At 40.5% G+C, this 24,613-nt stretch carries 36 protein-coding genes and 1 pseudogene; 5 read left to right on the forward strand and 32 right to left on the reverse strand.

Going from position 1 to position 24,613, the window contains the following annotated elements; all coding sequences use genetic code 11:
* Positions 1-15: 15 nt before the first annotated feature.
* The 14 genes from QZL64_RS10075 to QZL64_RS10135 all read right to left on the reverse strand — a co-directional run bounded on the left by QZL64_RS10075 (position 16) and on the right by QZL64_RS10135 (position 6,007).
* Complete coding sequence (locus QZL64_RS10075) at positions 16-396, reverse strand: single-stranded DNA-binding protein (RefSeq protein ID WP_021841872.1); 381 nt, start codon at positions 394-396, stop codon at positions 16-18.
* Positions 393-644 carry a hypothetical protein gene (locus QZL64_RS10080; protein ID WP_021841873.1) on the reverse strand — a complete coding sequence of 84 codons (252 nt, stop codon included), beginning with the start codon at positions 642-644 and terminating at the stop codon, positions 393-395. The genes QZL64_RS10075 and QZL64_RS10080 overlap by 4 nt, the downstream gene beginning before the upstream one ends.
* Positions 625-1,098 carry a DUF3310 domain-containing protein gene (locus QZL64_RS10085; RefSeq protein WP_021841874.1) on the reverse strand — a complete coding sequence of 158 codons (474 nt, stop codon included), beginning with the start codon at positions 1,096-1,098 and terminating at the stop codon, positions 625-627. The genes QZL64_RS10080 and QZL64_RS10085 overlap by 20 nt, the downstream gene beginning before the upstream one ends.
* The gene (locus QZL64_RS10090; protein WP_296309537.1) at positions 1,098-1,793 is read right to left on the reverse strand and encodes an ATP-binding protein; all 696 of its coding nucleotides are present in this window, start codon (positions 1,791-1,793) and stop codon (positions 1,098-1,100) included. Before QZL64_RS10090 ends, QZL64_RS10085 begins: the two co-directional genes overlap by 1 nt.
* The gene (locus QZL64_RS10095) at positions 1,720-2,589 is read right to left on the reverse strand and encodes a conserved phage C-terminal domain-containing protein (RefSeq protein WP_021841876.1); all 870 of its coding nucleotides are present in this window, start codon (positions 2,587-2,589) and stop codon (positions 1,720-1,722) included. Before QZL64_RS10095 ends, QZL64_RS10090 begins: the two co-directional genes overlap by 74 nt.
* The gene (locus QZL64_RS10100) at positions 2,576-2,752 is read right to left on the reverse strand and encodes a hypothetical protein (protein ID WP_021841877.1); all 177 of its coding nucleotides are present in this window, start codon (positions 2,750-2,752) and stop codon (positions 2,576-2,578) included. Before QZL64_RS10100 ends, QZL64_RS10095 begins: the two co-directional genes overlap by 14 nt.
* Complete coding sequence (locus QZL64_RS14580) at positions 2,691-3,038, reverse strand: HNH endonuclease (RefSeq protein WP_021841878.1); 348 nt, start codon at positions 3,036-3,038, stop codon at positions 2,691-2,693. The genes QZL64_RS10100 and QZL64_RS14580 overlap by 62 nt, the downstream gene beginning before the upstream one ends.
* On the reverse strand, positions 3,025-3,573 hold the full coding sequence (locus QZL64_RS10105; RefSeq protein WP_021841879.1) for a hypothetical protein: 549 nt from the start codon (positions 3,571-3,573) through the stop codon (positions 3,025-3,027). The genes QZL64_RS14580 and QZL64_RS10105 overlap by 14 nt, the downstream gene beginning before the upstream one ends.
* Positions 3,574-3,837: 264 nt before the next feature.
* Positions 3,838-4,029: a hypothetical protein gene (locus QZL64_RS10110; RefSeq protein ID WP_021841880.1), complete on the reverse strand. Its 192-nt coding sequence runs from the start codon at positions 4,027-4,029 to the stop codon at positions 3,838-3,840.
* 23 nt (positions 4,030-4,052) lie between these two features.
* On the reverse strand, positions 4,053-4,259 hold the full coding sequence (locus tag QZL64_RS10115; RefSeq protein WP_021841881.1) for a hypothetical protein: 207 nt from the start codon (positions 4,257-4,259) through the stop codon (positions 4,053-4,055).
* A gap of 15 nt (positions 4,260-4,274) precedes the next feature.
* Positions 4,275-4,682 carry a hypothetical protein gene (locus QZL64_RS10120; protein ID WP_021841882.1) on the reverse strand — a complete coding sequence of 136 codons (408 nt, stop codon included), beginning with the start codon at positions 4,680-4,682 and terminating at the stop codon, positions 4,275-4,277.
* Between the two features lie 58 nt (positions 4,683-4,740).
* Positions 4,741-5,523, reverse strand: coding sequence for a phage antirepressor (locus tag QZL64_RS10125; RefSeq protein ID WP_021841883.1), 783 nt, complete (start codon positions 5,521-5,523; stop codon positions 4,741-4,743).
* A gap of 50 nt (positions 5,524-5,573) precedes the next feature.
* A complete protein-coding gene (locus QZL64_RS10130) occupies positions 5,574-5,762 on the reverse strand; it encodes a hypothetical protein (protein ID WP_021841884.1) in 189 nt (62 codons plus the stop codon).
* Positions 5,763-5,794: 32 nt separating this feature from the next.
* The gene (locus QZL64_RS10135; RefSeq protein WP_021841885.1) at positions 5,795-6,007 is read right to left on the reverse strand and encodes a helix-turn-helix domain-containing protein; all 213 of its coding nucleotides are present in this window, start codon (positions 6,005-6,007) and stop codon (positions 5,795-5,797) included.
* Positions 6,008-6,180: 173 nt separating this feature from the next.
* Here QZL64_RS10135 and QZL64_RS10140 point away from each other — a divergent pair, with 173 nt between their 5' ends.
* From QZL64_RS10140 to QZL64_RS10150, 3 genes are read left to right on the forward strand one after another with little or no spacing between them, the layout of a single operon-like run.
* On the forward strand, positions 6,181-6,567 hold the full coding sequence (locus QZL64_RS10140; protein ID WP_021841886.1) for a helix-turn-helix domain-containing protein: 387 nt from the start codon (positions 6,181-6,183) through the stop codon (positions 6,565-6,567).
* A 5-nt stretch (positions 6,568-6,572) separates the two neighbouring features.
* On the forward strand, positions 6,573-6,857 hold the full coding sequence (locus tag QZL64_RS10145) for an ImmA/IrrE family metallo-endopeptidase (RefSeq protein WP_021841887.1): 285 nt from the start codon (positions 6,573-6,575) through the stop codon (positions 6,855-6,857).
* A gap of 17 nt (positions 6,858-6,874) precedes the next feature.
* On the forward strand, positions 6,875-7,900 hold the full coding sequence (locus QZL64_RS10150; RefSeq protein ID WP_021841888.1) for a tyrosine-type recombinase/integrase: 1,026 nt from the start codon (positions 6,875-6,877) through the stop codon (positions 7,898-7,900).
* Between the two features lie 308 nt (positions 7,901-8,208).
* Here the strand turns inward: QZL64_RS10150 and rpsI are convergent, their stop codons facing one another.
* From rpsI to moaC, 6 genes are all read right to left on the reverse strand, one after another.
* Complete coding sequence (gene rpsI, locus QZL64_RS10155) at positions 8,209-8,601, reverse strand: 30S ribosomal protein S9 (RefSeq protein WP_006555777.1); 393 nt, start codon at positions 8,599-8,601, stop codon at positions 8,209-8,211.
* 23 nt (positions 8,602-8,624) lie between these two features.
* The gene (rplM, locus tag QZL64_RS10160; RefSeq protein ID WP_021841889.1) at positions 8,625-9,065 is read right to left on the reverse strand and encodes a 50S ribosomal protein L13; all 441 of its coding nucleotides are present in this window, start codon (positions 9,063-9,065) and stop codon (positions 8,625-8,627) included.
* A 276-nt stretch (positions 9,066-9,341) separates the two neighbouring features.
* Entirely contained in the window at positions 9,342-10,280 is a 939-nt protein-coding gene (gene murB / locus QZL64_RS10165; protein WP_021841890.1) for a UDP-N-acetylmuramate dehydrogenase, read from the reverse strand.
* The gene (locus QZL64_RS10170) at positions 10,261-10,614 is read right to left on the reverse strand and encodes a YlbF family regulator (protein WP_021841891.1); all 354 of its coding nucleotides are present in this window, start codon (positions 10,612-10,614) and stop codon (positions 10,261-10,263) included. The genes murB and QZL64_RS10170 overlap by 20 nt, the downstream gene beginning before the upstream one ends.
* 3 nt (positions 10,615-10,617) lie before the next feature.
* Positions 10,618-11,109 (reverse strand): tRNA (uridine(34)/cytosine(34)/5-carboxymethylaminomethyluridine(34)-2'-O)-methyltransferase TrmL, encoded by a 492-nt coding sequence (trmL, locus tag QZL64_RS10175; protein WP_021841892.1) that lies wholly within the window; start codon positions 11,107-11,109, stop codon positions 10,618-10,620.
* Positions 11,110-11,246: 137 nt separating this feature from the next.
* Positions 11,247-11,735 (reverse strand): cyclic pyranopterin monophosphate synthase MoaC, encoded by a 489-nt coding sequence (moaC, locus tag QZL64_RS10180; protein WP_021841893.1) that lies wholly within the window; start codon positions 11,733-11,735, stop codon positions 11,247-11,249.
* A 147-nt stretch (positions 11,736-11,882) separates the two neighbouring features.
* On the opposite strand from moaC, the gene QZL64_RS10185 reads away from it, so the two are divergent.
* Complete coding sequence (locus tag QZL64_RS10185; RefSeq protein WP_021841894.1) at positions 11,883-12,554, forward strand: metal-dependent hydrolase; 672 nt, start codon at positions 11,883-11,885, stop codon at positions 12,552-12,554.
* A gap of 397 nt (positions 12,555-12,951) precedes the next feature.
* Here QZL64_RS10185 and QZL64_RS10190 read toward each other — a convergent pair whose 3' ends face one another.
* The 12 genes from QZL64_RS10190 to QZL64_RS10245 form a co-directional block, all read right to left on the reverse strand.
* Positions 12,952-13,314 (reverse strand): helix-turn-helix domain-containing protein, encoded by a 363-nt coding sequence (locus tag QZL64_RS10190; RefSeq protein WP_021841895.1) that lies wholly within the window; start codon positions 13,312-13,314, stop codon positions 12,952-12,954.
* Between the two features lie 126 nt (positions 13,315-13,440).
* Positions 13,441-14,712: a phosphoribosylamine--glycine ligase gene (gene purD / locus QZL64_RS10195; protein ID WP_021841896.1), complete on the reverse strand. Its 1,272-nt coding sequence runs from the start codon at positions 14,710-14,712 to the stop codon at positions 13,441-13,443.
* Between the two features lie 12 nt (positions 14,713-14,724).
* The gene (gene purH / locus QZL64_RS10200) at positions 14,725-16,254 is read right to left on the reverse strand and encodes a bifunctional phosphoribosylaminoimidazolecarboxamide formyltransferase/IMP cyclohydrolase (protein WP_021841897.1); all 1,530 of its coding nucleotides are present in this window, start codon (positions 16,252-16,254) and stop codon (positions 14,725-14,727) included.
* Between the two features lie 69 nt (positions 16,255-16,323).
* Positions 16,324-16,941: a phosphoribosylglycinamide formyltransferase gene (purN, locus tag QZL64_RS10205; RefSeq protein ID WP_021841898.1), complete on the reverse strand. Its 618-nt coding sequence runs from the start codon at positions 16,939-16,941 to the stop codon at positions 16,324-16,326.
* The gene (purM, locus tag QZL64_RS10210; RefSeq protein ID WP_021841899.1) at positions 16,925-17,989 is read right to left on the reverse strand and encodes a phosphoribosylformylglycinamidine cyclo-ligase; all 1,065 of its coding nucleotides are present in this window, start codon (positions 17,987-17,989) and stop codon (positions 16,925-16,927) included. Before purM ends, purN begins: the two co-directional genes overlap by 17 nt.
* Positions 17,976-19,400 (reverse strand): amidophosphoribosyltransferase, encoded by a 1,425-nt coding sequence (gene purF, locus QZL64_RS10215; protein ID WP_021841900.1) that lies wholly within the window; start codon positions 19,398-19,400, stop codon positions 17,976-17,978. Before purF ends, purM begins: the two co-directional genes overlap by 14 nt.
* 12 nt (positions 19,401-19,412) lie before the next feature.
* Complete coding sequence (purC, locus tag QZL64_RS10220; RefSeq protein WP_021841901.1) at positions 19,413-20,117, reverse strand: phosphoribosylaminoimidazolesuccinocarboxamide synthase; 705 nt, start codon at positions 20,115-20,117, stop codon at positions 19,413-19,415.
* A 94-nt stretch (positions 20,118-20,211) separates the two neighbouring features.
* Positions 20,212-20,718: a 5-(carboxyamino)imidazole ribonucleotide mutase gene (purE, locus tag QZL64_RS10225; RefSeq protein ID WP_021841902.1), complete on the reverse strand. Its 507-nt coding sequence runs from the start codon at positions 20,716-20,718 to the stop codon at positions 20,212-20,214.
* A 214-nt stretch (positions 20,719-20,932) separates the two neighbouring features.
* Entirely contained in the window at positions 20,933-21,418 is a 486-nt protein-coding gene (locus QZL64_RS10230; protein WP_021841903.1) for a hypothetical protein, read from the reverse strand.
* A gap of 10 nt (positions 21,419-21,428) precedes the next feature.
* Positions 21,429-21,848 carry a YbjN domain-containing protein gene (locus QZL64_RS10235; RefSeq protein WP_156704524.1) on the reverse strand — a complete coding sequence of 140 codons (420 nt, stop codon included), beginning with the start codon at positions 21,846-21,848 and terminating at the stop codon, positions 21,429-21,431.
* 90 nt (positions 21,849-21,938) lie between these two features.
* Positions 21,939-22,514 carry a xanthine phosphoribosyltransferase gene (locus QZL64_RS10240; protein ID WP_021841905.1) on the reverse strand — a complete coding sequence of 192 codons (576 nt, stop codon included), beginning with the start codon at positions 22,512-22,514 and terminating at the stop codon, positions 21,939-21,941.
* A gap of 42 nt (positions 22,515-22,556) precedes the next feature.
* On the reverse strand, positions 22,557-23,438 hold the full coding sequence (locus tag QZL64_RS10245) for a LysR family transcriptional regulator (protein WP_021841906.1): 882 nt from the start codon (positions 23,436-23,438) through the stop codon (positions 22,557-22,559).
* Between the two features lie 371 nt (positions 23,439-23,809).
* Between QZL64_RS10245 and QZL64_RS10250 the strand changes: the two are divergent.
* Positions 23,810-24,613 (forward strand): annotated as a pseudogene (locus QZL64_RS10250) (phosphoribosylformylglycinamidine synthase); the annotation flags it as partial.

Consider the following 24,613-nt stretch of genomic DNA (forward strand, 5'->3'; position numbering starts at 1 on the left):
CCATTTAGCACCTCGTTAAAACGGTATATTTTCCTCTTGTTTTTCAAAACTGTCAAAGTTAGAGGCTTGCTTTGCCGGCTCATCAAGCGGAGCACCGACAAAGTTAGCTACTACCTCGGTAACGTATCGTTTTTGGCCGTCCTTGCCTTCGTATGAGCGAGTGGTTAAGCGTCCCTCAACGAAACAACGGTTTCCTTTTTTGAGGTTGCCTACAGCTTCTCCTAACTTCCCCCACGCAACACAATTAACAAATGCTGTTACTTCCTTTTCAGTACCATCACCGGCTATAAAACGTTCACTACAAGCCACCGTATAAGTGCATACCATTTTATTGGTTTTGGTATATCTGATTTCAACATCTTTTGTTAAATTACCCATTAAATATACTTCATTCATCGTTTTTTCTTTCCTTTTCTATAGAATGCCGTTCTAAGGCTCAATTTATTCACGCCTAACATTTTAGATAATGCGCTTATACTTATATTGTTTCGCTTGTAAAAATCAGCCTGTTTTGCAATATCAATTAACTTTACTTGCTTACCTTCTGCCATAGTATAAGCAGTATCCGGATCTATCCCATTCTCAAAAATCAATATGGCTATCATTCCATCAACATTGCTATAATCACACGTTACCCGCTTCATAATCTGCTATCTCCTTACGCACAACTTCTATTAATTGTTCTAAAAGGCTATTAATAACCCGCTTATCTTTTAAATAGTGATTGAATACAGCAATGTATAATACCGTTCTTAAACAGTTCTTTCTTTGAATTGATAAGTTATTAGCCTTTGTTAAATCACATACAATATCTTCACAATAACTTAATGCATTATTGCAGTCTTTGCTTTTATTCCACCAAAAGCAATTAAGCAGCTTATCAATATATGTTTCACGATTTACAAAAAGATGAGTATCTTTAAACTTACGCAGATATACAACCGCCTTTTCTAAATCTTCTTTTAAATCGTTCTTATTACCGGCACGCACTAAATACTTAAATGCATTACCAAGCAGAAAGCCCATGTGATACATTTCTATTACATCCCATGATTGCCATTTAGCCCCTCTATAATAATTCGGATTCGTAGCACTCATTAATTAACACCCTTTCTAAGCGAATCGCCTACAATGTTAAACACCTTGCAAGTTTCTTTTATCCTGTCATAAATACGCGCGTCATACACACGTTTTAAATCTTTAACACCTAAATTAGTAGTGATGATATTTACTAAATCGTTGTTATATCTACTTGAAATGATTGCTTCTATCTTACGACTTACCATATCACCGCTACCTTCTGCACCTAAATCATCAATAACAAGCACCGGCACAGTTTTAAGCTTATTTTCAAACCTTGCTCTATCTGCAAAATCTGCAATATTAAAAATCTCATCCATCAACGTTACCGCACTTATAAAATACCCTCTACCGCCTTTATCAATGTAATTACGCAATACAGCTAATGCTATTGTTGTTTTTCCTGTACCTACACCGCCTTTTAAAAGCAAGCCTATGCCATCTTTTAAATAGCTTTTGAAGTTATCACTGTATTCTTTAATCTGCGCTAACTTATGCATACGCTCTTTATCGCCCGTATCACTGTTATTTCGGATAAATTCCCAAGTGCTATTTTTAAACCGCTTAGGCACTCCAAAATAATCAAGCTTAGATTTAACAGCACAATCAACAACTACCGGCTCATCATATTCAGGCATTCTATAGATTTTCGGGTTCTGCGTTCCAATCGTTGCGCTGCCAATTCTTTCTAATATCTGCTTTATGTTTTCCATTAGTCACGCCCCCTTTTTGATTTACATAGGCTTCAAGCTTATTTCCAAACAATGTAGCCGGCCTTAAATATTTTTCCATATCCGTACCAAGCCATTCAGCAGCCTTTTTATCAATCGCCGTTTTTACATCTTCAAAAGTAAAGCCTTCATTGTATCTTGCCTTCAATGCTCTTACCGTTGCTTTATTATCAGTCTTGTATTTAGCACCAACTACTTTATTAAGATACTCAATGCAATTTTTCTTAAAATCTAAAAATTCAGTATCATTTTTTTGCTTTTTTGAAGGTGTATTGTCTTGCTTGCAAGACTTTATATTATTATTTATATCTTTCTCTATCTCTATCTCTATCTCTACGTCACTTTTTTTTACAATGTGCGCACAATGTGACGCTTCACCGTCACTATGTGACAAAAGTTTTTGTTTTTCACTTTGTCGCATTCGGCGCATTCGTTCAGCGCTAACGCCTTCACTACCTACATTTTCAACCGCTTGCGGTAGTGTATATTCCACATCATCACACGTTAGCAATAAGCCTTGTTTTTGAAGGAATAACACCGTGACTTTCACATTATCTACTTCTTCATCAATATCAAGCGCCAATTCTTCAATGAAGTTATCTTCAACACCTTCAAAATATAACCGCCCTTCATTAGTGATTGATTTTAAAAGCATCTTTAGATAAATGATTGTGAACGTATCACCGCCGGCAATACGGCGCAATTTCTTAATTTCTTTAGCATCGAAAAAATCATTTTTTAATTTCAGCCAAAAAAATCTTCTTTTACTCGTTCCCATTTCCAATTACACCGCTGCTTTCCTTTTCAACGTTATCAATCACTTCAAGCACTTCTTCAAGTGCCTTAATTCGTGATTTATCTTCACTGTATACAGTTTCTTTATTCGTTGCGTTTGTATGCAGCGCCGTAACCGCTATTTTTATTGCTTTTGTTTTTTTCATAGTTCGTTGTTGCTTCCTCTACACGTTTTAATAATATGCGCCGTATCTCTTTAGCATTCCCGCCATTAAGACCATGCGCTTTAAAATGGCATCCGGAACATAAGCAAGCTATATTTGTTAATTCGCTTGTTCCGTTTTGGCTTCTGTAAATAATATGATGCACTTGCTCGGCTGCTCGAATCTTACACAATACACACATTGGATAGCCACGCACTGAATCACGTTCTATCGCTTGCGAGCGTGTAATTCTATAGAGTGTAGCATCATTATATTTACGCTTGTTCATTCCATTGCTCCAACAGGCTATTTATATAAGCTTCATCTTCTGTAGGAATATCAAGATTTTCACATTCATCAACTAAATGACTTATAAGCCGTGACATTTCATAAGTGGTATAGCGACTTGATCCAACATATAAACGGCACTCAATTTCACTATTAACATCCAAATGATATGGCACTACTACCGGTATTACTTGCCAACCTACACCGAAACTTTCCCAATCTTTAGTTAATTTTTGAAATTCACCATATAAGCAAGTCATTACACGATATACGCCCGCTTTTAAAATTGCATCCCTATAAATATCTTCATTGCTTGTATAAGCTTCTTTTGAAAGTTCCTGTGCTATTCGTTCACATAGCAACCAACAATAGCTATTAGCACTCAATGAACGGCTTTTACGATGTTGTTTAATTGTTACATCGTATTCTTTATCTGTATTAAGCTTTAACGCTTCTACCGGCAATGAAGGAATAACAGCGTAAATATCACCGTATGTTTCCTTTACTTCAATACCTTTTGTTTTAAACTTAATCATTGCAATGTTCTTTCTTTCTAAAATTTATAAAATTGCGCCTATTTGACATTATTTTTATTTTTAGGTGTAATTTATCGTGTGATGTGTATATCGTTCCTCTACGCTTTAAATTCACCGCTAATTTTTGATATTTAAGATTTAATTTACTTTAACTTTTCATCAATCCGCATCAATTTTTAAATTAATGACCTAATAGGCGCTATATCTCAATCTTCCTTTTAACTCTTTTTCAGTGCTATAATTAGCGTAGGTTTTATACCTTTCTTAAAGTGCAGAATTGGCTTGGCGGCGGTTCTGCACTTTTTTCATGCGTACATTTTCATACTGTAGGATTGCTAAGCCGAACAGCACATTAATAAACGCTACAAATGCTGCTAATTTATGACCGAATAAGAATAATACAGGAATTAGCACACATACTAATACAAATAGATAGCCGTTAATAAAGTTTCTCATTTTACACACTCCATTTCATTTAATTAATTATTAAGCCATTTAATCAATTTATCTTTAAAAACTGTATAGGTATATACGCCCTTATCATTTACTTCTGCTGCTACCGCAAAAGGGTATACATTTCTTCTTACACAAGCCCTAAACATTTCTTCAGATTGATTTAAAATACGGCTTGCTTCCTTCACCGTTACTTTTTCAAGTGGTTGCATTTTGCTTAAATCTACATCCATATTTACACCTCTTTTTCATTTACAATCTTCTGAACCAAGTTCGATTGATACACGTTTTAAAGGAATATTATGTTCTTTTGCCGTTCTAAATAAAATTTTACCTACAGACCGAATCAATTCTTTTTCCCACGGTTTAAGATGTTGATAAATTTCCTTTGCACCGTCATTAGCAGAATTTTCAATTTCATCAGAATCATCAGAATTAAATTTATTATTTAAAGCTTCACTTAACTCATCAGCAATTTCATTTAGCTTTTCTCTTGCTTTTTCATCAAGAACATCAATATCTACATCTTTAACCGCATCATCACAATCGCAACAATCACAACCGCAACCGCCTTCATTAGCCATGAATGTTAAAATCTCTTTTACATCCTCTACACTACCGAAAATTTCACATAAGCCAAAAATTTTTACATGCATTGTTTTCATCCTTTCTTTTAATACCTGATGTAACTTGAAGTTACATCAGCTAAATTTGTTAATTATAAAAATCTTCTGACATTTCATCTTGAATAGCATTAATGCCACGCTTTTTTAGAATGTCATGAATTAACAAGCGCCCTTTTTGAGTCCATTTCGTAGTGATTTTACTATCAAGCCGACCATCTGCACGCGTGAATAAGAATGTTTCTGATTTAACATAACCTTTACCCATATGTTCAGCGTACAATATCCACTGTTCATTAACTTTTCGTTGAATGCGTTCTTCATTAAGTATCTTATTCAACGCTATTGCGCTTAAATTGTAATCACTAGCAATTTGTGTAATGGTTAATGCTGCATGACTTGATAAGATTTTATCTAAGTAATCTTGTTTAGGTTTAAATTCTGCTATTTGTTGTTCTTGCATTGCTACGATCTCTTTAGTTTTATTATGTTCTTCTACTTCCGCAGCATAAGCCCTTAATGCTTCCGGTAATGTTTTAGGAATTTCAATACTATAACTACCGGTTTTTCTAAGTGTTGGAATTACTTCATGAGTTATCCACCTCTTAAATGCTTTTGCTTCCGGTTTACGACTAGATAATACTAATTGATACAATCCATATTCATTAACCGTTGATAATTCTTGCTTCCCGCCAAGGGTGTAACTTGAAGTTACACCCTTTTCATCATCATCTAAACGTTGCAATGATTTTCTTGAATTGGTTAACTCCAAACAATCACAAACATCTTTAGCAATAAACCACGGTTCACCGTCAATAACAGTAGTTCGAATTTCTCCAAACTGCGAATTATTAAATATTTGTAGTGCATTCACTTTTTAACACCTTCTTTCATCGGCCTATGTTAAACATAGACCGCCAATAATTAATTATCATGTTGATACCGGCATCTTTTTTGAATGGCTTCTTCTTGTTTCTTATAAACAATAGTTAAGATAGTTCTTAGCGCTACTATAGCTTCTGAATAAGTTACATCAGTTTCTTCTAAGATAGTTAAAATATCATCCTTCAAATCTTTGTACCGATTTCCATTAAACCTATCTTCTATTAGCATCGTTCCACCTCTTTTTATTGCATGACATGCAATTATTTGCTCAAAAAAAATTCAACTCTTTTATTAACATCAAGTCCTAATAAATCACTAATAAGAGTAGCTTCAGCACAATCAAACTCACCACGGCCATTCATACGCTTATTAATAGTATTGACAGAAACACCGATATAGAACGCTAATTTCTTATAAGATATTTTCTTTTTGAACAATTCAACCTTCAAAGCATCTAATTTTTCTTGTTTCATTTCTTCACCTCCTACTTTTTGCATTCGGTGCAATTTCTGTAATTAGAATATACTACACGCTAACCAACATGTCAAGCACAATATGCAATTTTTTATATATCTTATTAACTTTATATTGTATGTTATGCAATTTTATGATAATATAAGTTTATAAGTAAAGGAGGCCTAAAGCTATGACTAAAGAGCAGATAAATTTAAGGATAGGAAAACAAATAAAAAAATATAGAAAACAAAAAAATATGACTTTATCTGATTTAAGTAAATTAGTCAATTTAAGCGAAAGCACTATTCAAAGATATGAAAACGGAAAAATAGCAAGTATTTCAATGAATGTTATAGAAAATTTTGCACAAGCTTTAAATGTGCCGGCCACTGTATTATTAAATTGGGAAAATGAAAATGAAGGTTATTATACTAATGCAGATGTTGCAAAATACGCAGAAGAACTAAGGCAAAATTCAGATATGCGCTTATTGTTTGATGTAGCACAAGATATTAGTAAAGAAGATTTAGAACTTATTGTAAATATAATTAAAGACTTGAAAAAGAGAAGTAAATAAAGGTAGTGAAAGATAAGCAATATATGAATGTTATTATAATTTATAAATCGTTGCCGCCATTCGCCGGTGCTGTATTACATGATAATTTAGATGGCTCTTATTCAATAATTGTAAATAGCAATAAATCAGAAGCTAAACAAGTTGAAAGCATACTACACGAATTAGCACACATTAATAATTGTGATTTTGATAGTAACTTAACCGCCGATATGATTGAAATGCTAGTTCATAATCAAAATAATGATTGTGATTATGAAGGCATTAACTTTTATTACCAATTCGACGAATAAACAGAGGAAATAGCCACATGAAAAACCCTAACCACTATGGCGGAATAGTAAATTTAGGTAGTGGCCGCCGCAACCCTTACGCCATCCGAATTACTACCGGTAAAACAGAGGACGGCAAACAAATAAGAAAATATATAGGCTACTACAAAACGAAAAATGAAGCCATAAGAGCATTAGCACTATATAATGATGATCCATATGCGATTGATACAAAAAAGCTTACTATTGATGATGTATATAAATTATGGAGCAAGCAAAAATATAAGGATGCTAGCGAATCTACCATAAGAGGATATGAAGCCGCCTATCTGCATTTTGATGCTATCAAAGATAAGCCAATAAGAAATTTAAAAGCAGCACATTTAGAAGATGCTATTAATAATTGCCCCAAAGGAGCAGGCACACGGCGTAAAATGCTTATCTTATTGCGGCAAATATATGCTTATGCAATGAAGAACGATATTATATTAAAAGATTATAGCAAGCTATTAAGCATCAATCTTGAATCAGAAACACCGCAACGGCCACTATTCACAGCAGAAGAAATACAAGAATTAAAAAATAATGTAAAAAAAGTACCGTACGCAGATGTATTACTTATCGCAATATATACAGGCGTACGGCCTAACGAATTACTCAATATTAAACTTGAAGATGTTGATTTAACTGATGAAGTAATACATATCACGCATTCTAAAACCAAGGCGGGCTTAAGAGTGATACCAATATCACACCACATATTAAGCTATGTAAAAGCACGTTATGCATCCGCATCAAAATACTTAATTGAAGAAGATAGCAAGCCTATTAATTATGATTACTACTATAGACAGATATTTACACCGATTATTAAGGCACTAGCACTAAATGAAAAGCATAGACCACATGACACACGGCATACTTTTGCTACTATGCTTTCAGATGTGAACGCTAACACGGTATCAATTAAAAGCCTGTGCGGGCATGCAAGCTATAATACAACCGTTAAGCATTACACTAAAAAAAGCATATCCGAACTACAAGAAGCTATCAACCTGTTATAAATACAGAAAAGCCGGTACGCACTAGCCATAGAGCGCACCGGCTTTTTCTGTTCTCATATCATCATGAAAGGAGGTGTAAATAACGAACGCTTTTTCAAACCAACGCTACCAACAACTATAATATAACACATAAAATTCAAAATGATATATTTTATCTTAAAATTTTTCAATTTTTATTTGTAACCTATTTGTAACCTTTTTGTAGGCTACTTGTATACTACCTACGCATATTGGCTCAAATTGGTAAAGGTGTAAATAAAAAGAACCCCCACAAGCCAAAGCCTGTAGGGGTTTTGAAAAAGCAAGTATTAACGTTTCGAGAACTGGGATGCTTTACGAGCTTTTTTGAGACCGTATTTTTTACGTTCTTTCATACGTGGGTCACGAGTCAAGAAACCGGCTTTTTTGAGGGACTGACGAAGTTCTTCGTCAACGCCGAGCAACGCACGGGAAATACCGTGACGGATTGCACCTGCTTGACCGGATGGACCGCCACCTTCAACGCTGGCGATTACATCATATTGTTCAACCGTACCGGTAAGGTTAAGCGGTTGTTTTACAATCAATTCCAAAGTCTTACGACCGAAGTATTCGTTTAATTCACGTTTGTTAATCGTGATTTTACCTGTGCCCGGTACCAGACGAACTCTGGCAACGGAAGATTTTCTACGGCCTGTACCGTAGTACTGAGCTACTGCCATGTGTATGTTCCTCCTCCCGGAAATTACCGAATATCAAATTCCAAAACTTCAGGTTTCTGAGCTGCATGTGGATGTTCAGGACCTGCATAAACGTTCAATTTGCGATAAATCTGAGCGCCTAATTTGTTCTTAGGAAGCATCCCGCGAACTGCCATTTCCACAACGCGTTCAGGGTGTTTTGCCAACATGTTACCAAGAGTAACGAATGTGGAACCGCCCGGATAACCGGAATGACGGAAATACATTTTCTGTTCTAATTTTTTACCTGTGAAACGAACTTTCTCAGCGTTGATTACGATAACGTGGTCACCGGTGTCAACATGTGGTGTGAAAGCTGGTTTATTTTTGCCCCGAAGAACTTTAGCTACTTCGGCAGCAAGGCGTCCTAAAGTTTTACCTTCAGCGTCAACAACATACCATTTCCGTTCGATAGTGTTCGGATTGGCCATATATGTGGTTTTCATGCTGCTAATTCCTCCTCATAACGACTAACTTTACCAAAAAGCATCCTGCTCTCTTTCCGGGGCTAATGGAATAAGATTCAAATGCTTACCGAAATATTATACATGGTTAACATCAGTGATGTCAACCACATTTTAATATTTCTAGATATAATAATTTTTGCCCTACTTAGAATACTCTCGATAGAGAGAGTACCCCGTTCGGGCAAAAGCTTATATAAATTTTTTACTCCTCTTCAATGATTCAAGAGGCGTTTCGCGTACAAAATCAAAATATTCTTACTTTTGAGCCTTTTCACCGATAATGCGCACTTCCGTCTCCAGATTAACGCCATGTGCTTCCGCAACCCGGGCCTGGACACTGTGAATTAAATTCAGCACATCCTCAGCCGATGCCTGTCCTTTATTAATAACAAAACCGGCGTGTTTTTGGGACACTTCCGCATCACCCACAGCGAGGCCCTTAAGACCGGTCTGCTCAATGAGCGTCCCTGCAAAATATCCCGGTGGCCGTTTAAACGTAGATCCCGCACTGGCATATTCAAGGGGTTGCTTACTCTCACGGCGTTGCGTAAAATCTTCCATGAGGGCCAAGATTTCATCCTTATCGCCATCTTTTAAGCGAATATCTACTTCGCCAATGATTTCATGACTTTCATGAAAACGACTGTGACGGTAAGCAAACGCCAATTCTTCCGCGCTGTATTCTCTTACCTGACCGGCCATATCAACGGCACGTACCTTGGTTACTACCTGACACATTTCACCACCATAGGCGCCGGCATTCATGAATACAGCACCACCGAGCGTGCCCGGAATGCCGATGGCAAATTCCAAGCCCGTAAGACCGGCCGCATAGGCAAACTCCGACGCGTCTTTTAACATATAACCGGCGCTGATGGTTAACACCCCATCAATCGCTGCCATAGTCTCACGCATATCACTTAACGATAAAACGACACCGCGAATGCCGCCATCCAGCACCAATACGTTGGAACCACTGCCCAACACGGTAAGCGGTACACCCGCTTTATGAATAGCTGCCAATACTTGGCTCAACTGTAACATGGTCTGCGGCGTCACGAAAATATCCGCAGGCCCGCCGATTTTAAACGTCGTATGAGCTGACAAAGGCTCATCGCAGCACAGTGAACCGGGTGCAACCAAATGCTGTAAATCAGTATAAAGATCTTGTAGATTACTGTTTATCTTTTTCAAGAATTTTCATTCCTTCTGTAATAGGTTCACTGATAATACGATAAATATCATTGGAAACTTGAGTCCAGCGTACATGAGCTTGTAAATACGCTTGAGCACCGGAGTTAGCTTGAATCATAGGCATTAATTCTTCCAATTTTTTACCGATTTCTTCCGCTTCAGGTGCTTCTGCCATTTTAGCGTATTCCCATTGCATCTGTTGCATCAAGAATTGTTCAATTAAACCTTTAGCAGTGCTGTCACCTTCAACAGCAGCTTGCGCATCCATCAACGCTTTATATTCTTCACTTTCACGCATTGCTTTTTGTAATTCGTAAGCCTTATCGTAATTCATTTTTTAAATTCCACCTTTCATTGTTAAATGACCAAAGTTTCTTAAATCCGGAAAATTCAACTGGCGCATCGCTTCATAGGCGATAATCGCCACCGAATTGGATAAATTCAAGGATCGGGCTTCCGCAATCATGGGGATGCGAATTGTGTGGTCATAATTCGCCGCCAACAAGTCTTCCGGTAACCCTTTAGTTTCTTTACCGAAAACCAACATGTCGCCGATTTGATACTCTACTTCGGCATAGGTATGTTTCGCTTTAGTCGTTGCATAGAAATAACGACGATCGGGATATTTATCATATACTTCTTGTAAGTTTTCATGAACCTGTACATCCACCAGATCCCAATAATCGAGACCGGCTCGTTTTAAGTATTTATCTTCCAACTTAAAACCCAACGGTTTTACCAAATGTAAGGTCATGTGATTGGCCGCGCAAAGGCGGGCAATATTTCCTGTATTACCGGGAATTTCCGGTTCTACCAATACAATTTCCATAATACACTCTTTTCTGTCATTGAATCTATTTAGTCTAATATCTTATTTTACCTAATTATGGAGTATGGTTCAAGTCTTTATTGAGGATAGGGTACTTTATCTTTGAAAACACCACTTAGTATATTTCATTCTAAAATTTACTTAGCCGGTCGATTATTATTAACAAAATGACCGCTCTTGCCACCCGCTTTTTCCACTAAATAAACAGGCCCCATAACCATACTCTTGTCGATGGCTTTGCACATATCGAATACCGCAAGGAGCCCCACTTGTACAGCGGTTAACGCTTCCATTTCGACTCCGGTTTGACCTGATGTTTTAACCGTAGCTTCAATGCGCACGGCCCGGCGTTTTTCATCAAGCTCACAAATAACAGCCACCTTGCTGAGCATCAAAGGATGACACAAAGGGATTAAATCCGATGTTTTCTTGGCGCCCATAATCGCCGCCAGTTGAGCCACCGCCAAAACATCGCCTTTTTTCATAGTCCCCACCTTAATGCGCTCATAAATTTCCGCATTAACCGAAATATAGCCTTCCGCCACCGCCGTTCGGGCCGTCACCGCCTTTTCACTCACATCTACCATGCGAGCATTACCGGCTTCATCAAAATGTGTCAATTCCATAATCTATCCTCTATTATTTCCAACAGCTTACAATATGTAAAATCCATATAGTTTGAAATATGTAAAATTTATGTAATTCAATCTATTTCTATGGTATCATTAATTATAACAGTAGTCTAATATTTAAATCACAAGGAGGCGTCTTTTATGGAAGTCAAATTAACGTATTACGGTCATTCTACCTTTATGTTATCCAACGGCGAAATATCTATCGTATTTGATCCGTTCTTCAACGGCAATACTTGGGAAAAAGCCAAACCGGAAGATATTAAATGCCAATATATTTTTATCAGCCACGGCCACGGCGACCATTACGGCGATGCGGACCTTATTGGCAAAGCCAATGATGCCCTCGTAATATCTACCGCCGAAGTGGCGCACAAAGCCGAAGAGGCCGGTCTTAAAGCTCACGCCATGCATTTGGGCGGCAAACACGACTTTGAATTCGGTTCCATCCGCCTTACCCCTGCCTTCCACGGTGCCGGTATTCCGGGCGGTCATGCAGCAGGCGTTATCGTTACTTTCTACGATAAAACACTCTACTTTGCCGGCGATACGGCTTTCTTCAGCGATATGCAGTACTTAAATCGCTTTGGTCAATTGGATTACGCATTATTACCAATTGGCGATAACTTTACCATGGGACCGGAAGATGCGCTACTCGCAGCGTCCCTCATCAAAGCAGACGTAACCATTCCGATTCACTACAAAACTTGGCCGGTTATCGACGAAGAGCCGGATGCCTTTGTGGCAGAACTAAAAGCTAAGCACAATCAAAAAGGCCTCGTAGTTGAACCCGGTTCGACGATTACACTGTAAAAACAGCCCAGCATAAATCAGTCGCTAATTAAACATCATGGCAGTACCTATTATTTTATCGTAATAGGTACTGCCATTTTTATTTTACAATCACTTTTTTCAATATAATTTAACCACGTGCCAAAACGCCGATTTTTATATCAAACATATCCATAAATCAATAATATCAATCTACAGACCATGGCCTATAGTCTATCAAAAGCCAAAAAGAAGCTGATCTCAACGTAGAACATTGAGACCGAACTCCTTTTTAGTACTTCGTCTATTTTAATGCATACATACCATTACTCACAACTAAAAATCAATTCGATGAATTCATTACTGTATTATGAATAGGCTAAATATAGCTACAACTACTATAGTCATTCATATCAATTCGATTACCTTATGGGGCACCTTATTTCTCGACTTTATCGACTACCGGGTCGTATTTTTCAAAAAAAGCGGCCAACTGCTTGCGCAGTTGTTGACGCTGTGACGGCTTCAAGGCGTATCGTTTGCCATTAAAAGCTATTTCCTTGTTTTTAATAACAGCCCATAAGTCGTAAACCAGAGGTGCACTAGGCTTAACCTCAGCCAATTCATCTAAGGATACACCATAATATACGGCTAATTGCTTCAACGTTTCTAAATCGGGCTCGCGATAACCGGTTTCATAGTTGGAAAGGGCTGCATTGCTAATCCCTACACTATGTGCTACTTCCAACTGGCTTTTGCCGGTCCTCGTCCGAACTCGTTTAAGATTTTTGTATAACGCCATACTATCACGCCCCGCTTCATTGGCCTATCATATACTACTCAAAATAGATAAATTGTTTTATTATTATACACCTATTTTTCAATAGGCGTAAATAAGTTGATTTGAAACTTCACAAATTGATGAATTTTATCTCAAATGAGCAAATGCTTTTTGACCAATGTCTTTGCGATACTGACGCCCTTCAAAGCCTACTTTGGCTACTCTTTCGTACGCTACATCCAAAGCTACCTGCAAATCGGCACCAAGACCTACAATACCGAGCACACGACCACCGGCAGTCACAAAATGGCCATCTTTATAAGCGGTTCCCGAATGGAATATTAAGGTATTATCAGTAAAGCTCAAGTCGCCGTCAATTACATCATCTTTGTGGGATGTTTCCGGATAACCGGCAGAGGCCAAAATAACGCAAGCTGCGCTACCTTTTTTCCATGCCACCATATCTTCGGTTAAAGTCCCTTTAGCACAAGCCATCATAATCTCGCCTAAATCGCCATCCAATAAAGGCAAAACAACCTGTGTTTCCGGATCGCCGAAACGGGCATTAAATTCTACTACTTTAGGGCCTTGCGGGGTAATCATAAGGCCTGCATATAAGCAGCCTACATAGGGCATGCCTTCTTTTTTCATCGCTGCCACCATAGGTACCAACACCTTATCGTACGCTTCTTTAAGCAATGCGTCCGTCATTACCGGAGCCGGTGCATAGGTCCCCATGCCACCCGTATTCGGGCCTTTGTCACCGTCAAAAATACGTTTATGATCTTGCGAAGCAATCATCGGCACTACCGTGGTACCATCTACGAAAGCCAATAAAGACGCTTCTTCGCCGCTCATAAATTCTTCAATAACTACCGTATGACCGGCATCGCCGAAGCGATTAGCGGAAAGCATGTCCACTACGGCAGCTTTCGCTTCCTCTACGGTCATGGCTACAACAACGCCTTTACCGGCAGCGAGGCCGTCCGCTTTAATAACGATAGGCGCACCGGTTTCATCGATGAAAGCTTCTGCTTTTGCCACATCATCAAAAACACCGTAAGCTGCTGTAGGAATGTTGTATTTTTTCATCAAGTCTTTGGCAAATACCTTGGACCCTTCCAATTGAGCCGCTGCTTTTGAAGGACCGAATACGGCAATGCCCGCTTCACGCACCGCATCGGCGAGGCCTGCTACGAGCGGTGCTTCCGGTCCGATTGCCACCAAGTCGATATTTTCTTTTGTCAAAAACTCAGTTACGGCACCAAAGTCCTGCCAATCAATAGCTATGCACTCTGCCACATCTTCCATGGCTTTACTGCCCGGAATGGCATATACTTTTTCAACCGAATCACTTTGAGCCAATTTCCACGCTAAGGTGTGCTCACGACCGCCGCCACCAATTACACAAACTTTCATAAAGCCTCCTCATTAATGTTTAAAATGACGAACATGAGTGAATACCATGGCAATGCCCGCTTCATCGGCTTTAGCAATGGATTCTTCATCACGAATCGATCCGCCCGGTTGGATAATGGCTGTAATGCCGTGTTCTGCTGCCGTCGCTACGGTATCGCCGAATGGGAAGAATGCATCCGATGCGAGGACTGCGCCCTTCACTTTATCGCCTGCTTCTTTGAGGGCAATTTTAGCGGCGCCCACACGGTTCATCTGACCGGCGCCAACGCCTAAGGTCTGCTTATCTTTAGCAATTAAAATAGCATTGGATTTTACATGTTTTACCATCTTCCAGGCAAAGCGAAGTTCTTCCCACTGCGCTTCGGTCGGTTGAACTTTCGTTACTACTGTGTAAGATGCTTCATCTTCTTTCAAATCATCTTCTGTCTGTACCAATAAACCGCCGGATACTTTTTTCACTACTACTTGGTCCGCTTTCGGCTGAGCCAATTCAACGAGGCGAATATTTTTCTTCGCCGTCAAAATGCTGAGGGCTTTCGCCGAGAATTTAGGCGCCATAATAACTTCCAAGAAAAGTTTGCTCATTTCCGTAGCCGTTGCTTCATCCACTTCGCGATTTAAGGCTACGATACCGCCGAAAGCCGATACGGAATCCGCTTCGTATGCTTTGACGTAAGCTTCGTGCAAATCCTTACCAATGGCAGCGCCGCAAGGATTAGTATGTTTAATGATACAAGCAGCCGGTTCTTCAAATTCCCAAACCATATTCCAAGCCGCTTCCATATCAACGATATTATTGTAGGATAACTCTTTGCCGTGAAGCTGTTTCATGGCCCCCATACCGGACACTTCGCCGATTTCTTTGTAAAAAGCCGCTTTTTGATGCGGGTTTTCACCGTAGCGAAGGTCGGTAACTTTTTCATAAGCCTGTAAGTATTCCGGTGGGAACGGTGTCTGACCGAGCTGTTCGCTGAAATAGTTGGCAATGGCCGTATCGTAAGCCGCTGTATGAGCAAACGCTTCTTTGGCCAAGGCAAAGCGGAAATCACGACCCAAGTCGCCGTCAGCTTTGAGGCGAGCAATGACTTCGTCATAACGTTCCGGATTTACTACGATGCCTACGAAGGCATTATTTTTAGCAGCGGAACGAACCATGGTAGGACCGCCGATATCAATATTTTCAATGGCTTCTTCAAGGGCCACATTCGGTTTGGCAATGGTTTCACGGAACGGGTACAAGTTAACAACCACCAAATCAATCGGTTGAATACCATGTTCTTCCATAGCTTTTACATGTTCTTCATTGTCGCGTACCGCCAAAATACCGCCATGCACCATAGGATGCAACGTTTTCACACGACCATCCATCATTTCAGGGAATTTAGTCAATTCATCCACTTGATGCACCGTAACGCCTGCATCAGCGATGGCACGGAAAGTACCGCCTGTGGAATAAATGGTGACACCTAATTCCGCCAAGGATTTGGCAAAATCTACAATGCCGGTTTTATCGGATACACTGATGAGTGCATTTTTAATCATACAAGACCTCCTACAACAGACCTAAGCCAACAAAATTGCACAAATGGCCACAAAAGGACCGCCCAAGGGCTAGTCCTCAATGTGTACAATATGATTCTTAATCGATAATTTGTCCTCACAGAAGAGGGCCAGTGCTTTTTTATACGTTTTATGTTCTTCCGGTAAAATGCGGGCCGCCAAAGTATCTTCCGTATCATCGGCATAGACAGGCACCACGGCTTGCATAATAATGGGACCGGAATCCATCCCCGTATCTACAAAATGAACGGTACAGCCGCTCACTTTCACCCCTGCCGCTACGGCCTGTCCCTGCGCATGAAGGCCCGGGAACGACGGCAATAAAGCCGGGTGAATGTTTAAAATTTTGTACTCGTACGGTTTAATGAACGTTGGTCCCAATAGACGCATGTAACCTGCCAACACGATGGCTTCCGGCTCATATGGTGCAATAGCGTCAAGCATGGCTTTTTCAAAAGACTCTTTGGAATCAAAGCCTTTGCGCTCTACTACGACGTTTGGTACCCCCCATTCTTTGGCACGAGCCAACACCGGCGCATCGGCGTGGTCGCTAAGTACGACCACAACCTCTGCGTTGATTTCACCTTGCTTAATCGCTTCATATAAAGCGGCAGCATTGGATCCGCGACCACTGGCAAATACGGCAATTCGCTTAGCCAATGAATTCACGACCTTCCATAATTACACGTTCCGCACCTGCTTCTTCAATGCGACCGATTTCATAAACAGCTTCGTTTTGTTTAGCAAGCTGCGCTTTTACAGCGGCTAAATTTTCAGGGTCAACGACTAAAATCATGCCAATACCCATGTTGAAGGTACGGTACATTTCTTTAATATCTACATTGCCCCATTCCTGCAATTTGGCAAATACAGGTAATTTAGGCCATGCATCGGCATTCACGCGGGCCGTTGTGCCTTCCGGCAAGATGCGCGGAATATTATCGTAGAAACCGCCACCCGTAACGTGAACCATGCCTTTTAAGAGACCTTTGCGAATGGATGGCAATACAGCTTTCGGATATAAACGAGTCGGCGTCAAAAGTTCTTCGCCCAAGGTTTTACCGAATTCAGGAATTTCATCCTGCAAGGACATATTTTTATGATCGAATACAATCTTACGAACTAAGGAGAAACCGTTGGAATGTACACCGCTGGAAGGTAAGCCTAAGAGTACGTCACCGGCTTTAATGTTTTCACCGGTCAAAAGACGCGGTTTATCCACGATGCCCATGGCAAAACCGGCCACATCATAGTCACCGTCGCCATAGAAACCGGCCATTTCAGCCGTTTCACCGCCGAGCAAAGCACAACCGGATTCTTCACAAGCTTCCGCAACGCCACGCACGATAGTTGCCACTTGTTCAGGAATTAATTTGCCCACCGCAATGTAATCCAAGAAAAAGAGCGGTGTAGCCCCTTGTACCAAAATATCATTGACACTCATGGCTACACAGTCCTGGCCGATGGTGTCATGTTTGTCCATCATAATGGCAAGGCGTAATTTAGTCCCTACACCGTCGGTGCCGGATACGAGCATAGGCTCTTTCATATCAAAACCGGCCAACGAGAATAAACCGCCAAAACCGCCGATATCACCGACAACGCCCGGTGTATACGTACGTCTTACCGCCGCTTTCATAAGTTCGACCGCTTTATTGCCGGCATCAATATCAACACCGGCATCGCGGTAGGTAATTCCGCCTTTATTCGAGCACATATTTGCCTCCCTCATCTTCGTCCATAGGAACACTTACTGCATAATCACCGTCGAAGCAGGCAAAGCACAGTTCCGCTTCCGGAACACCGCTGACTGCACGGCACAAGCCTTCACGGCTTAAATAGTGAAGTTTATCCGCTTTAATATAATCTCTGATTTCTTCAATCGTATGTGTCGCTGCAATCAACTCTTTACGGACCGACGTATCAATACCGTAATGGCAAGGATATTCAATAGCCGGCGAGCTGACGCACATGTATACTTCTTTGGCGCCCGCTTCTTTGAGCATGCGCACAATGATGCCGCTGGTAGTACCGCGTACAATGGAGTCGTCGATTAAGACGATACGTTTACCTTTAACCACATCGGCTACCGCATTGAGTTTCATGCGCACCGCCAATTCACGCTGTGCCTGGTCAGGTTTAATGAAGGTACGACCCATATAGCGGTTCTTAATAAGACCTTCGCCGAACGGAATCCCCGATTCACGAGCATAACCTAAAGCGGCCGTCGTACCGGAATCCGGAATGGACATGACAAGATCCGCATCATATTTGGTTTCACGAGCAAGTTCACGGCCCATGTTAAGGCGGGCCTGATACACACTCTGGCCGTCAATTTCACTGTCGGAACGAGCAAAATAAATATATTCAAACACACAAAGTGCTTTATTAATTTCTTTTCCCGATTCTACAAACAAGCGACTGCGCACACCGTTATCATCGATGATAACCATTTCACCCGGCTCGATGTGACGGATAAATTCCGCTTTAATCGCATCCAAGGCACAGGTTTCAGATGAAAGCACATAGCCGTGTTCGGTTTTGCCGAGACAAAGCGGACGGAACCCGTTGGCATCACGGACGCCGATTAATTTGTCGTTCGTGCTGATAACGAGGGAAAAAGCCCCTTCAATACGACGCACCGCTTCAATAATACGGTCTTCCGTATTGGCTGCTTTAGAGCGGGCAATCAAGTTTACGATAACTTCCGAATCCATCGTAGTCTGGAAAATAGATCCGTTATCTTCCAACTCACGGCGAAGAGCCAACGCATTGGTAAGGTTGCCGTTATGCGCTACGGCCATGTCACCGCCCTGATAATGAATCACCAAAGGCTGAATATTTTTAGGGTTATTGGAGCCCGTCGTAGAATAACGAACGTGACCGGAAGAAATGAAGCCGCCTTCTACATCCGGTAACGTTTTAATCGCTTCCGTCAACAAGCCCATGCCCTTAGTTACTTCAATATCTTTGCCATTACTGATGGCGATACCGGCACTTTCCTGGCCGCGATGTTGGAGCGCAAATAGGCCCCAGTAGGTAAAATTACCTATATTCAAATGACGGTCGTAAATACCGAATACTCCACACTCTTCATGCCACTTGTCAAATACAGAGTCGTAATGCATTGCTCTCTCCTATTAAGCGCGTTCGCCGGTAAGGCGGAATAACATTTCTTTGTAAGCATCTTCTACATTGCCGAGATCGCGACGGAAACGGTCTTTGTCGAGTTTTTCGTTAGTTTCGCTATCCCAGAAACGGCAAGTATCAGGGGAAATTTCGTCGCCTAACAATACTTCACCGTTATGAACGCCGAATTCCAATTTAAAGTCAACCAAGGTTACTTTTTTGTCAGCTAAGAATTTTTTAAGAACTTCGTTAACTTTCATAGCATATTTACGGATTAAAGCAATCTGTTCTTCCGTAGCCCAATCCAAAGCAAGGATTTGGTCTTCGTTAACAAATGGGTCGCCTAAATCATCGTTTTTGTAGCAGAATTCCAAGATAGGGCGTTTGCAAGGCGTACCTTCTTCGATGCCGAGACGTTTGGACAAGGAACCGGCTACGATGTTACGAACAATAACTTCCAATGGTAAAATCTGTAATTTCTTAACTAATTGGTCGCGATCGTTAAGACGTTTAGCGAAATGGTTAGGCACGCCTTCTTTAGTCAACAATTCAAAGAAGAAAGAGGAAATTTTGTTGTTCAAAACACCTTTGTCATGGATAGTGCCTTTTTTCTCACCATTAAAAGCGGTAGCATCATCTTTGTAATGTACTAAATATTCGTTAGCATTTTCAGTTTCAAATACTTGTTTAGCTTTACCTTCATATAACATTTTCATAATATAGCCTCCTGTGTTTTCTCAGACTTATTGTAAAAATCATACTAAAATTAAACTTTACTCTAAATTTTTAATCAAATTATATCTCAAGGTGTTAAAAATCGAATCTTTTTGTATTTAATTCCGCTTGTAGTTTTTCGTTTTTGGCAATAACAACTTTTGCCATGTCGTCACGATATGTCTTGTATTGTTCTTTCAATTTAGCGTTTTGTGCGGCACCGATTTGAACGGCAAATAAAGCCGCATTTTTAGCGCCGTCTACGGCCATAGTGGCTACCGGCATGCCCGATGGCATCTGAACGATGGCCAATAAAGCATCAATGCCTTTTAATGCAGTCGCATTAAGCGGTACGCCGATTACCGGCAATACGGTGAAACTGGCGATTACACCCGGTAAGTGAGCGGCAGCGCCGGCGCCTGCGATAAACGCGATAGCCCCTTCTGCTTCCAAACGTGTTACAAATTTCTTAACTTCTTCCGGCGTACGATGAGCGGATGCAATAACCATTTCATAGTCAATGCCGAATTCCTTTAATACGTCGGCGGCTTTTTTCATAATTCCCAAATCAGAGTCACTACCCATTACGATGCCAACTTTCATGTGTATACCTCCTAGCTGTAGAATAAAAACTACCCTGCGGTCAGAATTAGTCTTTCTATCTAAATTCTAACAAAAGCCCTCTTATTAGTCAACACAATATCCGAATATATAAAGATTATTCTTTTCTTAACGTTCGATACTATCCGAACATTAATATCGATATTTTTATAAAAAAAAGATGTTCCCTTATTTACATAAGAAAACACCTTGATTATTAATGTTCATGGGCATGTTGCGCAAAAGGATCCGGCAATTGTTCGATTCCCATGGCTTCTTTCAAAGCCGGCACAGCCTTAGGCATATATTGAACGATTTGATTCATTAACACATATAAGAGCTCAGGCTCAAACGCCGTATTGGAACTGATATAAATGCAGTCTAAATACACACTGTTGTCATCTTGTTCAACATAATATTTGAAGTTTTTGTAGATGCTGTTTTCACGATTAATAAAATCGGTAATAGCCTGATAATTCTCGGAAGTCACCACATTGGCACCTACCACAACGCGAATAACGCTGTAAATCGTCGCATCGAGCAACACAAAGATAGGCATATCGCCCATATCAGTTTGCATGTAGGAACGATATACAACCGTATCTTCTTCATCTTCAATGTTACGTTTGTCGAAGCAGGTAATATCTTCTGAAATCAAAAACTTTTCAAAAACTGCACTTTTCTCATTCTTAGCGTTTGCCACAATGCACCTCTTAGTTTACTTTTTCGGCAGGATCGGTTTCGGTCCCCAAAACTTTACCTAAAATAGTAGGATAGAATTCTTCCAAATGCGGTTCCAATACTTCAGCCAAAAGACGAACCAACAATTCAGGATTGAAGTTATTTTCAGCAGACGGAACACTGATATCCATATAAATCACATGGTCTTCGGCACCTAAATAATATTTGAAAATTTTGAACTGACCGTTTAATTCGTTTAAGTATCTGCCAACCGCCTGACGACGATCTTCAGGTACCGCACCGGTAGTCACGATTAAGCGCATCAAATTGAACACCGTATCATCGAGCACCACAAACAACGGCAATTGTTGTGCGGCTACATCGAAATGACCGCGATATACTACAGAATTGGCATCATCTTGATGTTCTTCTTTAACAAACCAACCGGTTATGTTATGTTATGTTTTGTTTTGTTCCGCCAAAAACTGATCAAATTTTTCCGCTTTACTGTTCATAACTTACACCCCTTAACTAATAAAATATTATTCTTCAATAAATACACAACGGTCGTTTTCAAACGCCTTAATGCGTACTAAAGACTGTACATCGTAGCCTGCCCGCTCTAAGCGTTCACGGCCCGGTTGGAAGGATTTCTCAATAACAATAGCAATACCTTCTACCGTATCCCCGGCGCTTTCCACTAACTTGCAAAGCCCCATAGCTGCTTCACCGCTGGCCAAAAAGTCGTCGATAATCAACACTTTTTCACCTTCCGGCAAGAAGCGTTTGGAGATAGTTACATCATAATTTTCCTCTTTAGTATAGGAATATACAACAGAATGATATACGTCATCTGTCATAAGAATCGATTTTTTCTTACGCGCAAATACCAATGGCACATCCATTTCAATCGCCACCGGCAAGGCTACGGCAATCCCGGAAGCTTCGATGGTCACAATACGTTGAATGCCCTTATCTTTGAAGCGCGCCGCAATTTCCTTACCCATAGCGACAAACAATTTTGGATCGATTTGATGATTCAAAAAGCTGTCAACTTTTAGGACGCGATTGTTCAGAACAATGCCTTCCTCCATAATGCGTTGTTTTAATAATTCCATGCGAAAGTCTCCTTAATTATTCTTCTTGATTATTCTACAATATCACTTCTTAAGCAGAAGGTCAATAAATTTGGCGGCTCCTTGGGATATCGGCAACAAACGAGAACGAACCAAAGCAATCTTGCGCGGCGGTACTACGATGTCCGTTTTAATTTCCACCACACGGCCTTCTTTGATTTTCTGTTTTACAAAAAAATCCGGTACGAGCGATATGCCCATGTTAATTTCTACTAAATCCATCAGCACGTCAAGGCTGCCGAGCTCGAAGGATGGTTTTTTGAATGCTTTATTAGTTAGTTTGTCAAAAAAAACACGGCTGGCGGCGCCCTGCGTCAACAGTAATAACGGCTCCTGTAAGAGACGATTCACATCAACTGTGCCCATGCCTTTATAAAACGGGCCGCCTACGAAGATGTCCTGCATCGTTTGCAGCTCAATAACTTCCAGTTGCGGATTAGATTCCAAGCCTTCATACGTGTTGACAATAGCGAGCTGTACTTCACGGTTTTCCACCATAGTCACGCAATCAGGGGATGGACGGTTCGTAATCTGAAGACCTGTCTCCTGTTCCTGTTCCTGCCATATCTTAAAATACGGCAACAAGAAGTGACGACACAATGTATCGGTAGCAGCGAGTTTAACGCTTTCCTGTTCATGAGTTAACCGATCCTGTAATTGAGTCACGCCATTATCAAGAATGGAAAATGCTTTCGCCACTGTGTCAAACAATTCCTTACCTTCCGGCGTAAACGAAACCGATTTGGTCGTACGTTCGAACAGCACCATATTGAGCTCTTTTTCCAATTGCTTAATACTTTGGCTGATGGCCGATTGCGATACACCTATCTCTTTCGCTGCTTTTGAAAAAGACAGGTGTAAGCCCACCCCTAAAAAAGTACGATATAAATCAGTAGAAATACTCATTGTAATCTTCTCTCCTTTACAGCAACAACTATCACTCAAACCCCAACTTATTGTTCAAACTGCTTAGTCTCTTACAATTAATACCTTATTAATAAGTCTTAACTATTATTATAATACCATAACCACGTAACGTGTAATAGTAATTTCAAAACTATATAACAGTATTTTTAACATACTTGTTAATCGCTCATCTATTAATAAGTCAATATAATTACAAGAAAGAAATTGCTAACTCCTCCTAATCAATTTTTTCTTTACTAATAAGTCTAAACCGTATATACTAGAATTGTCAATATAGGTATATTATATCTATAATTAAACAACTGCACAATAGCCAGTACACCAATGACAATGTTAAGAGGAGGCTTATTATGTCAATTCATCGCATTTTCGTCCGCAAACGCGAAGGCTTTGCTCACGAAGCTACTTCCATGTATCAAACTATTCGTACGGAACTGAATATTCCTGTCAAAGCTGTCACTATTTACGAACGCTATGACATTGAAGGCGTATCTGACGAAGATTTAGCCAAGGCCAAACAGCTTATTTTCTCCGAACCACCGGTAGATGAGCTTTTTGACACCCTCCCACAAACCGAAAATACACATATTATTGCCACCGAATACGTGCCGGGGCAATATGACCAACGAGCCGATTCGGCCGAACAGTGTCTTGCCATGTTAACTCTCAAATCGGGTGCCACCGTGCGCACGGCTCGCGTGTTTGCCTTGGAAGGCGATCTCAGCGCTGATGATTTGGCACGTATAAAACATTATTATATTAATCCCGTCGATTCCCGCGAAGCATCGCTCGAACTCCCAACATCTTTAGCCCTCGATGTGCAGCCGCCAAAGCCGGTTGAAAGTCTTGAAAACTTTATCACCGCCGATGAAACGGCTTTAAAAGCACTTCGTCAGGAATTGGGCCTGGCCATGAGCGATGCCGACTTGGCACTCATCCAAGATTACTTCGCCAATACGGAAAAACGTAATCCGACCATTACGGAAATTCGCGTGCTCGACACCTATTGGTCCGACCACTGCCGTCACACCACGTTTATGACGGAACTTACAAATATTACCATTGATGACACCCCGGCAACAGCACCGATTCGCGCCGCTTTGGACGAATACATGGCCGGTCGCGGGGTTCTCTACACGAGCCGTAAAAAAGCC

It is taken from the genome of Veillonella sp. CAG:933, assembly GCF_000431435.1.
In the GTDB taxonomy this organism is placed as follows: Bacteria; Bacillota; Negativicutes; order Veillonellales; family Veillonellaceae; genus Veillonella_A.

Excerpts from the sequence above, each read along its gene's own strand:
- QZL64_RS10075 (WP_021841872.1), bottom strand. The coding sequence starts at position 396 with ATGAATGAAGTATATTTAATGGGTAATTTAACAAAAGATGTTGAAATC.
- QZL64_RS10080 (WP_021841873.1), bottom strand. The coding sequence starts at position 644 with ATGAAGCGGGTAACGTGTGATTATAGCAATGTTGATGGAATGATAGCC.
- QZL64_RS10085 (WP_021841874.1), bottom strand. The coding sequence starts at position 1,098 with ATGAGTGCTACGAATCCGAATTATTATAGAGGGGCTAAATGGCAATCA.
- QZL64_RS10090 (WP_296309537.1), bottom strand. The coding sequence starts at position 1,793 with ATGGAAAACATAAAGCAGATATTAGAAAGAATTGGCAGCGCAACGATT.
- QZL64_RS10095 (WP_021841876.1), bottom strand. The coding sequence starts at position 2,589 with ATGGGAACGAGTAAAAGAAGATTTTTTTGGCTGAAATTAAAAAATGAT.
- QZL64_RS10100 (WP_021841877.1), bottom strand. The coding sequence starts at position 2,752 with ATGAAAAAAACAAAAGCAATAAAAATAGCGGTTACGGCGCTGCATACA.
- QZL64_RS14580 (WP_021841878.1), bottom strand. The coding sequence starts at position 3,038 with ATGAACAAGCGTAAATATAATGATGCTACACTCTATAGAATTACACGC.
- QZL64_RS10105 (WP_021841879.1), bottom strand. The coding sequence starts at position 3,573 with ATGATTAAGTTTAAAACAAAAGGTATTGAAGTAAAGGAAACATACGGT.
- QZL64_RS10110 (WP_021841880.1), bottom strand. The coding sequence starts at position 4,029 with ATGAGAAACTTTATTAACGGCTATCTATTTGTATTAGTATGTGTGCTA.
- QZL64_RS10115 (WP_021841881.1), bottom strand. The coding sequence starts at position 4,259 with ATGGATGTAGATTTAAGCAAAATGCAACCACTTGAAAAAGTAACGGTG.
- QZL64_RS10120 (WP_021841882.1), bottom strand. The coding sequence starts at position 4,682 with ATGCATGTAAAAATTTTTGGCTTATGTGAAATTTTCGGTAGTGTAGAG.
- QZL64_RS10130 (WP_021841884.1), bottom strand. The coding sequence starts at position 5,762 with ATGCTAATAGAAGATAGGTTTAATGGAAATCGGTACAAAGATTTGAAG.
- QZL64_RS10135 (WP_021841885.1), bottom strand. The coding sequence starts at position 6,007 with ATGAAACAAGAAAAATTAGATGCTTTGAAGGTTGAATTGTTCAAAAAG.
- QZL64_RS10140 (WP_021841886.1), top strand. The coding sequence starts at position 6,181 with ATGACTAAAGAGCAGATAAATTTAAGGATAGGAAAACAAATAAAAAAA.
- QZL64_RS10150 (WP_021841888.1), top strand. The coding sequence starts at position 6,875 with ATGAAAAACCCTAACCACTATGGCGGAATAGTAAATTTAGGTAGTGGC.
- rpsI (WP_006555777.1), bottom strand. The coding sequence starts at position 8,601 with ATGGCAGTAGCTCAGTACTACGGTACAGGCCGTAGAAAATCTTCCGTT.
- rplM (WP_021841889.1), bottom strand. The coding sequence starts at position 9,065 with ATGAAAACCACATATATGGCCAATCCGAACACTATCGAACGGAAATGG.
- QZL64_RS10170 (WP_021841891.1), bottom strand. The coding sequence starts at position 10,614 with ATGAATTACGATAAGGCTTACGAATTACAAAAAGCAATGCGTGAAAGT.
- trmL (WP_021841892.1), bottom strand. The coding sequence starts at position 11,109 with ATGGAAATTGTATTGGTAGAACCGGAAATTCCCGGTAATACAGGAAAT.
- moaC (WP_021841893.1), bottom strand. The coding sequence starts at position 11,735 with ATGGAATTGACACATTTTGATGAAGCCGGTAATGCTCGCATGGTAGAT.
- QZL64_RS10185 (WP_021841894.1), top strand. The coding sequence starts at position 11,883 with ATGGAAGTCAAATTAACGTATTACGGTCATTCTACCTTTATGTTATCC.
- QZL64_RS10190 (WP_021841895.1), bottom strand. The coding sequence starts at position 13,314 with ATGGCGTTATACAAAAATCTTAAACGAGTTCGGACGAGGACCGGCAAA.
- purD (WP_021841896.1), bottom strand. The coding sequence starts at position 14,712 with ATGAAAGTTTGTGTAATTGGTGGCGGCGGTCGTGAGCACACCTTAGCG.
- purH (WP_021841897.1), bottom strand. The coding sequence starts at position 16,254 with ATGATTAAAAATGCACTCATCAGTGTATCCGATAAAACCGGCATTGTA.
- purM (WP_021841899.1), bottom strand. The coding sequence starts at position 17,989 with ATGTGCTCGAATAAAGGCGGAATTACCTACCGCGATGCCGGTGTTGAT.
- purF (WP_021841900.1), bottom strand. The coding sequence starts at position 19,400 with ATGCATTACGACTCTGTATTTGACAAGTGGCATGAAGAGTGTGGAGTA.
- purC (WP_021841901.1), bottom strand. The coding sequence starts at position 20,117 with ATGAAAATGTTATATGAAGGTAAAGCTAAACAAGTATTTGAAACTGAA.
- purE (WP_021841902.1), bottom strand. The coding sequence starts at position 20,718 with ATGAAAGTTGGCATCGTAATGGGTAGTGACTCTGATTTGGGAATTATG.
- QZL64_RS10240 (WP_021841905.1), bottom strand. The coding sequence starts at position 22,514 with ATGGAATTATTAAAACAACGCATTATGGAGGAAGGCATTGTTCTGAAC.
- QZL64_RS10245 (WP_021841906.1), bottom strand. The coding sequence starts at position 23,438 with ATGAGTATTTCTACTGATTTATATCGTACTTTTTTAGGGGTGGGCTTA.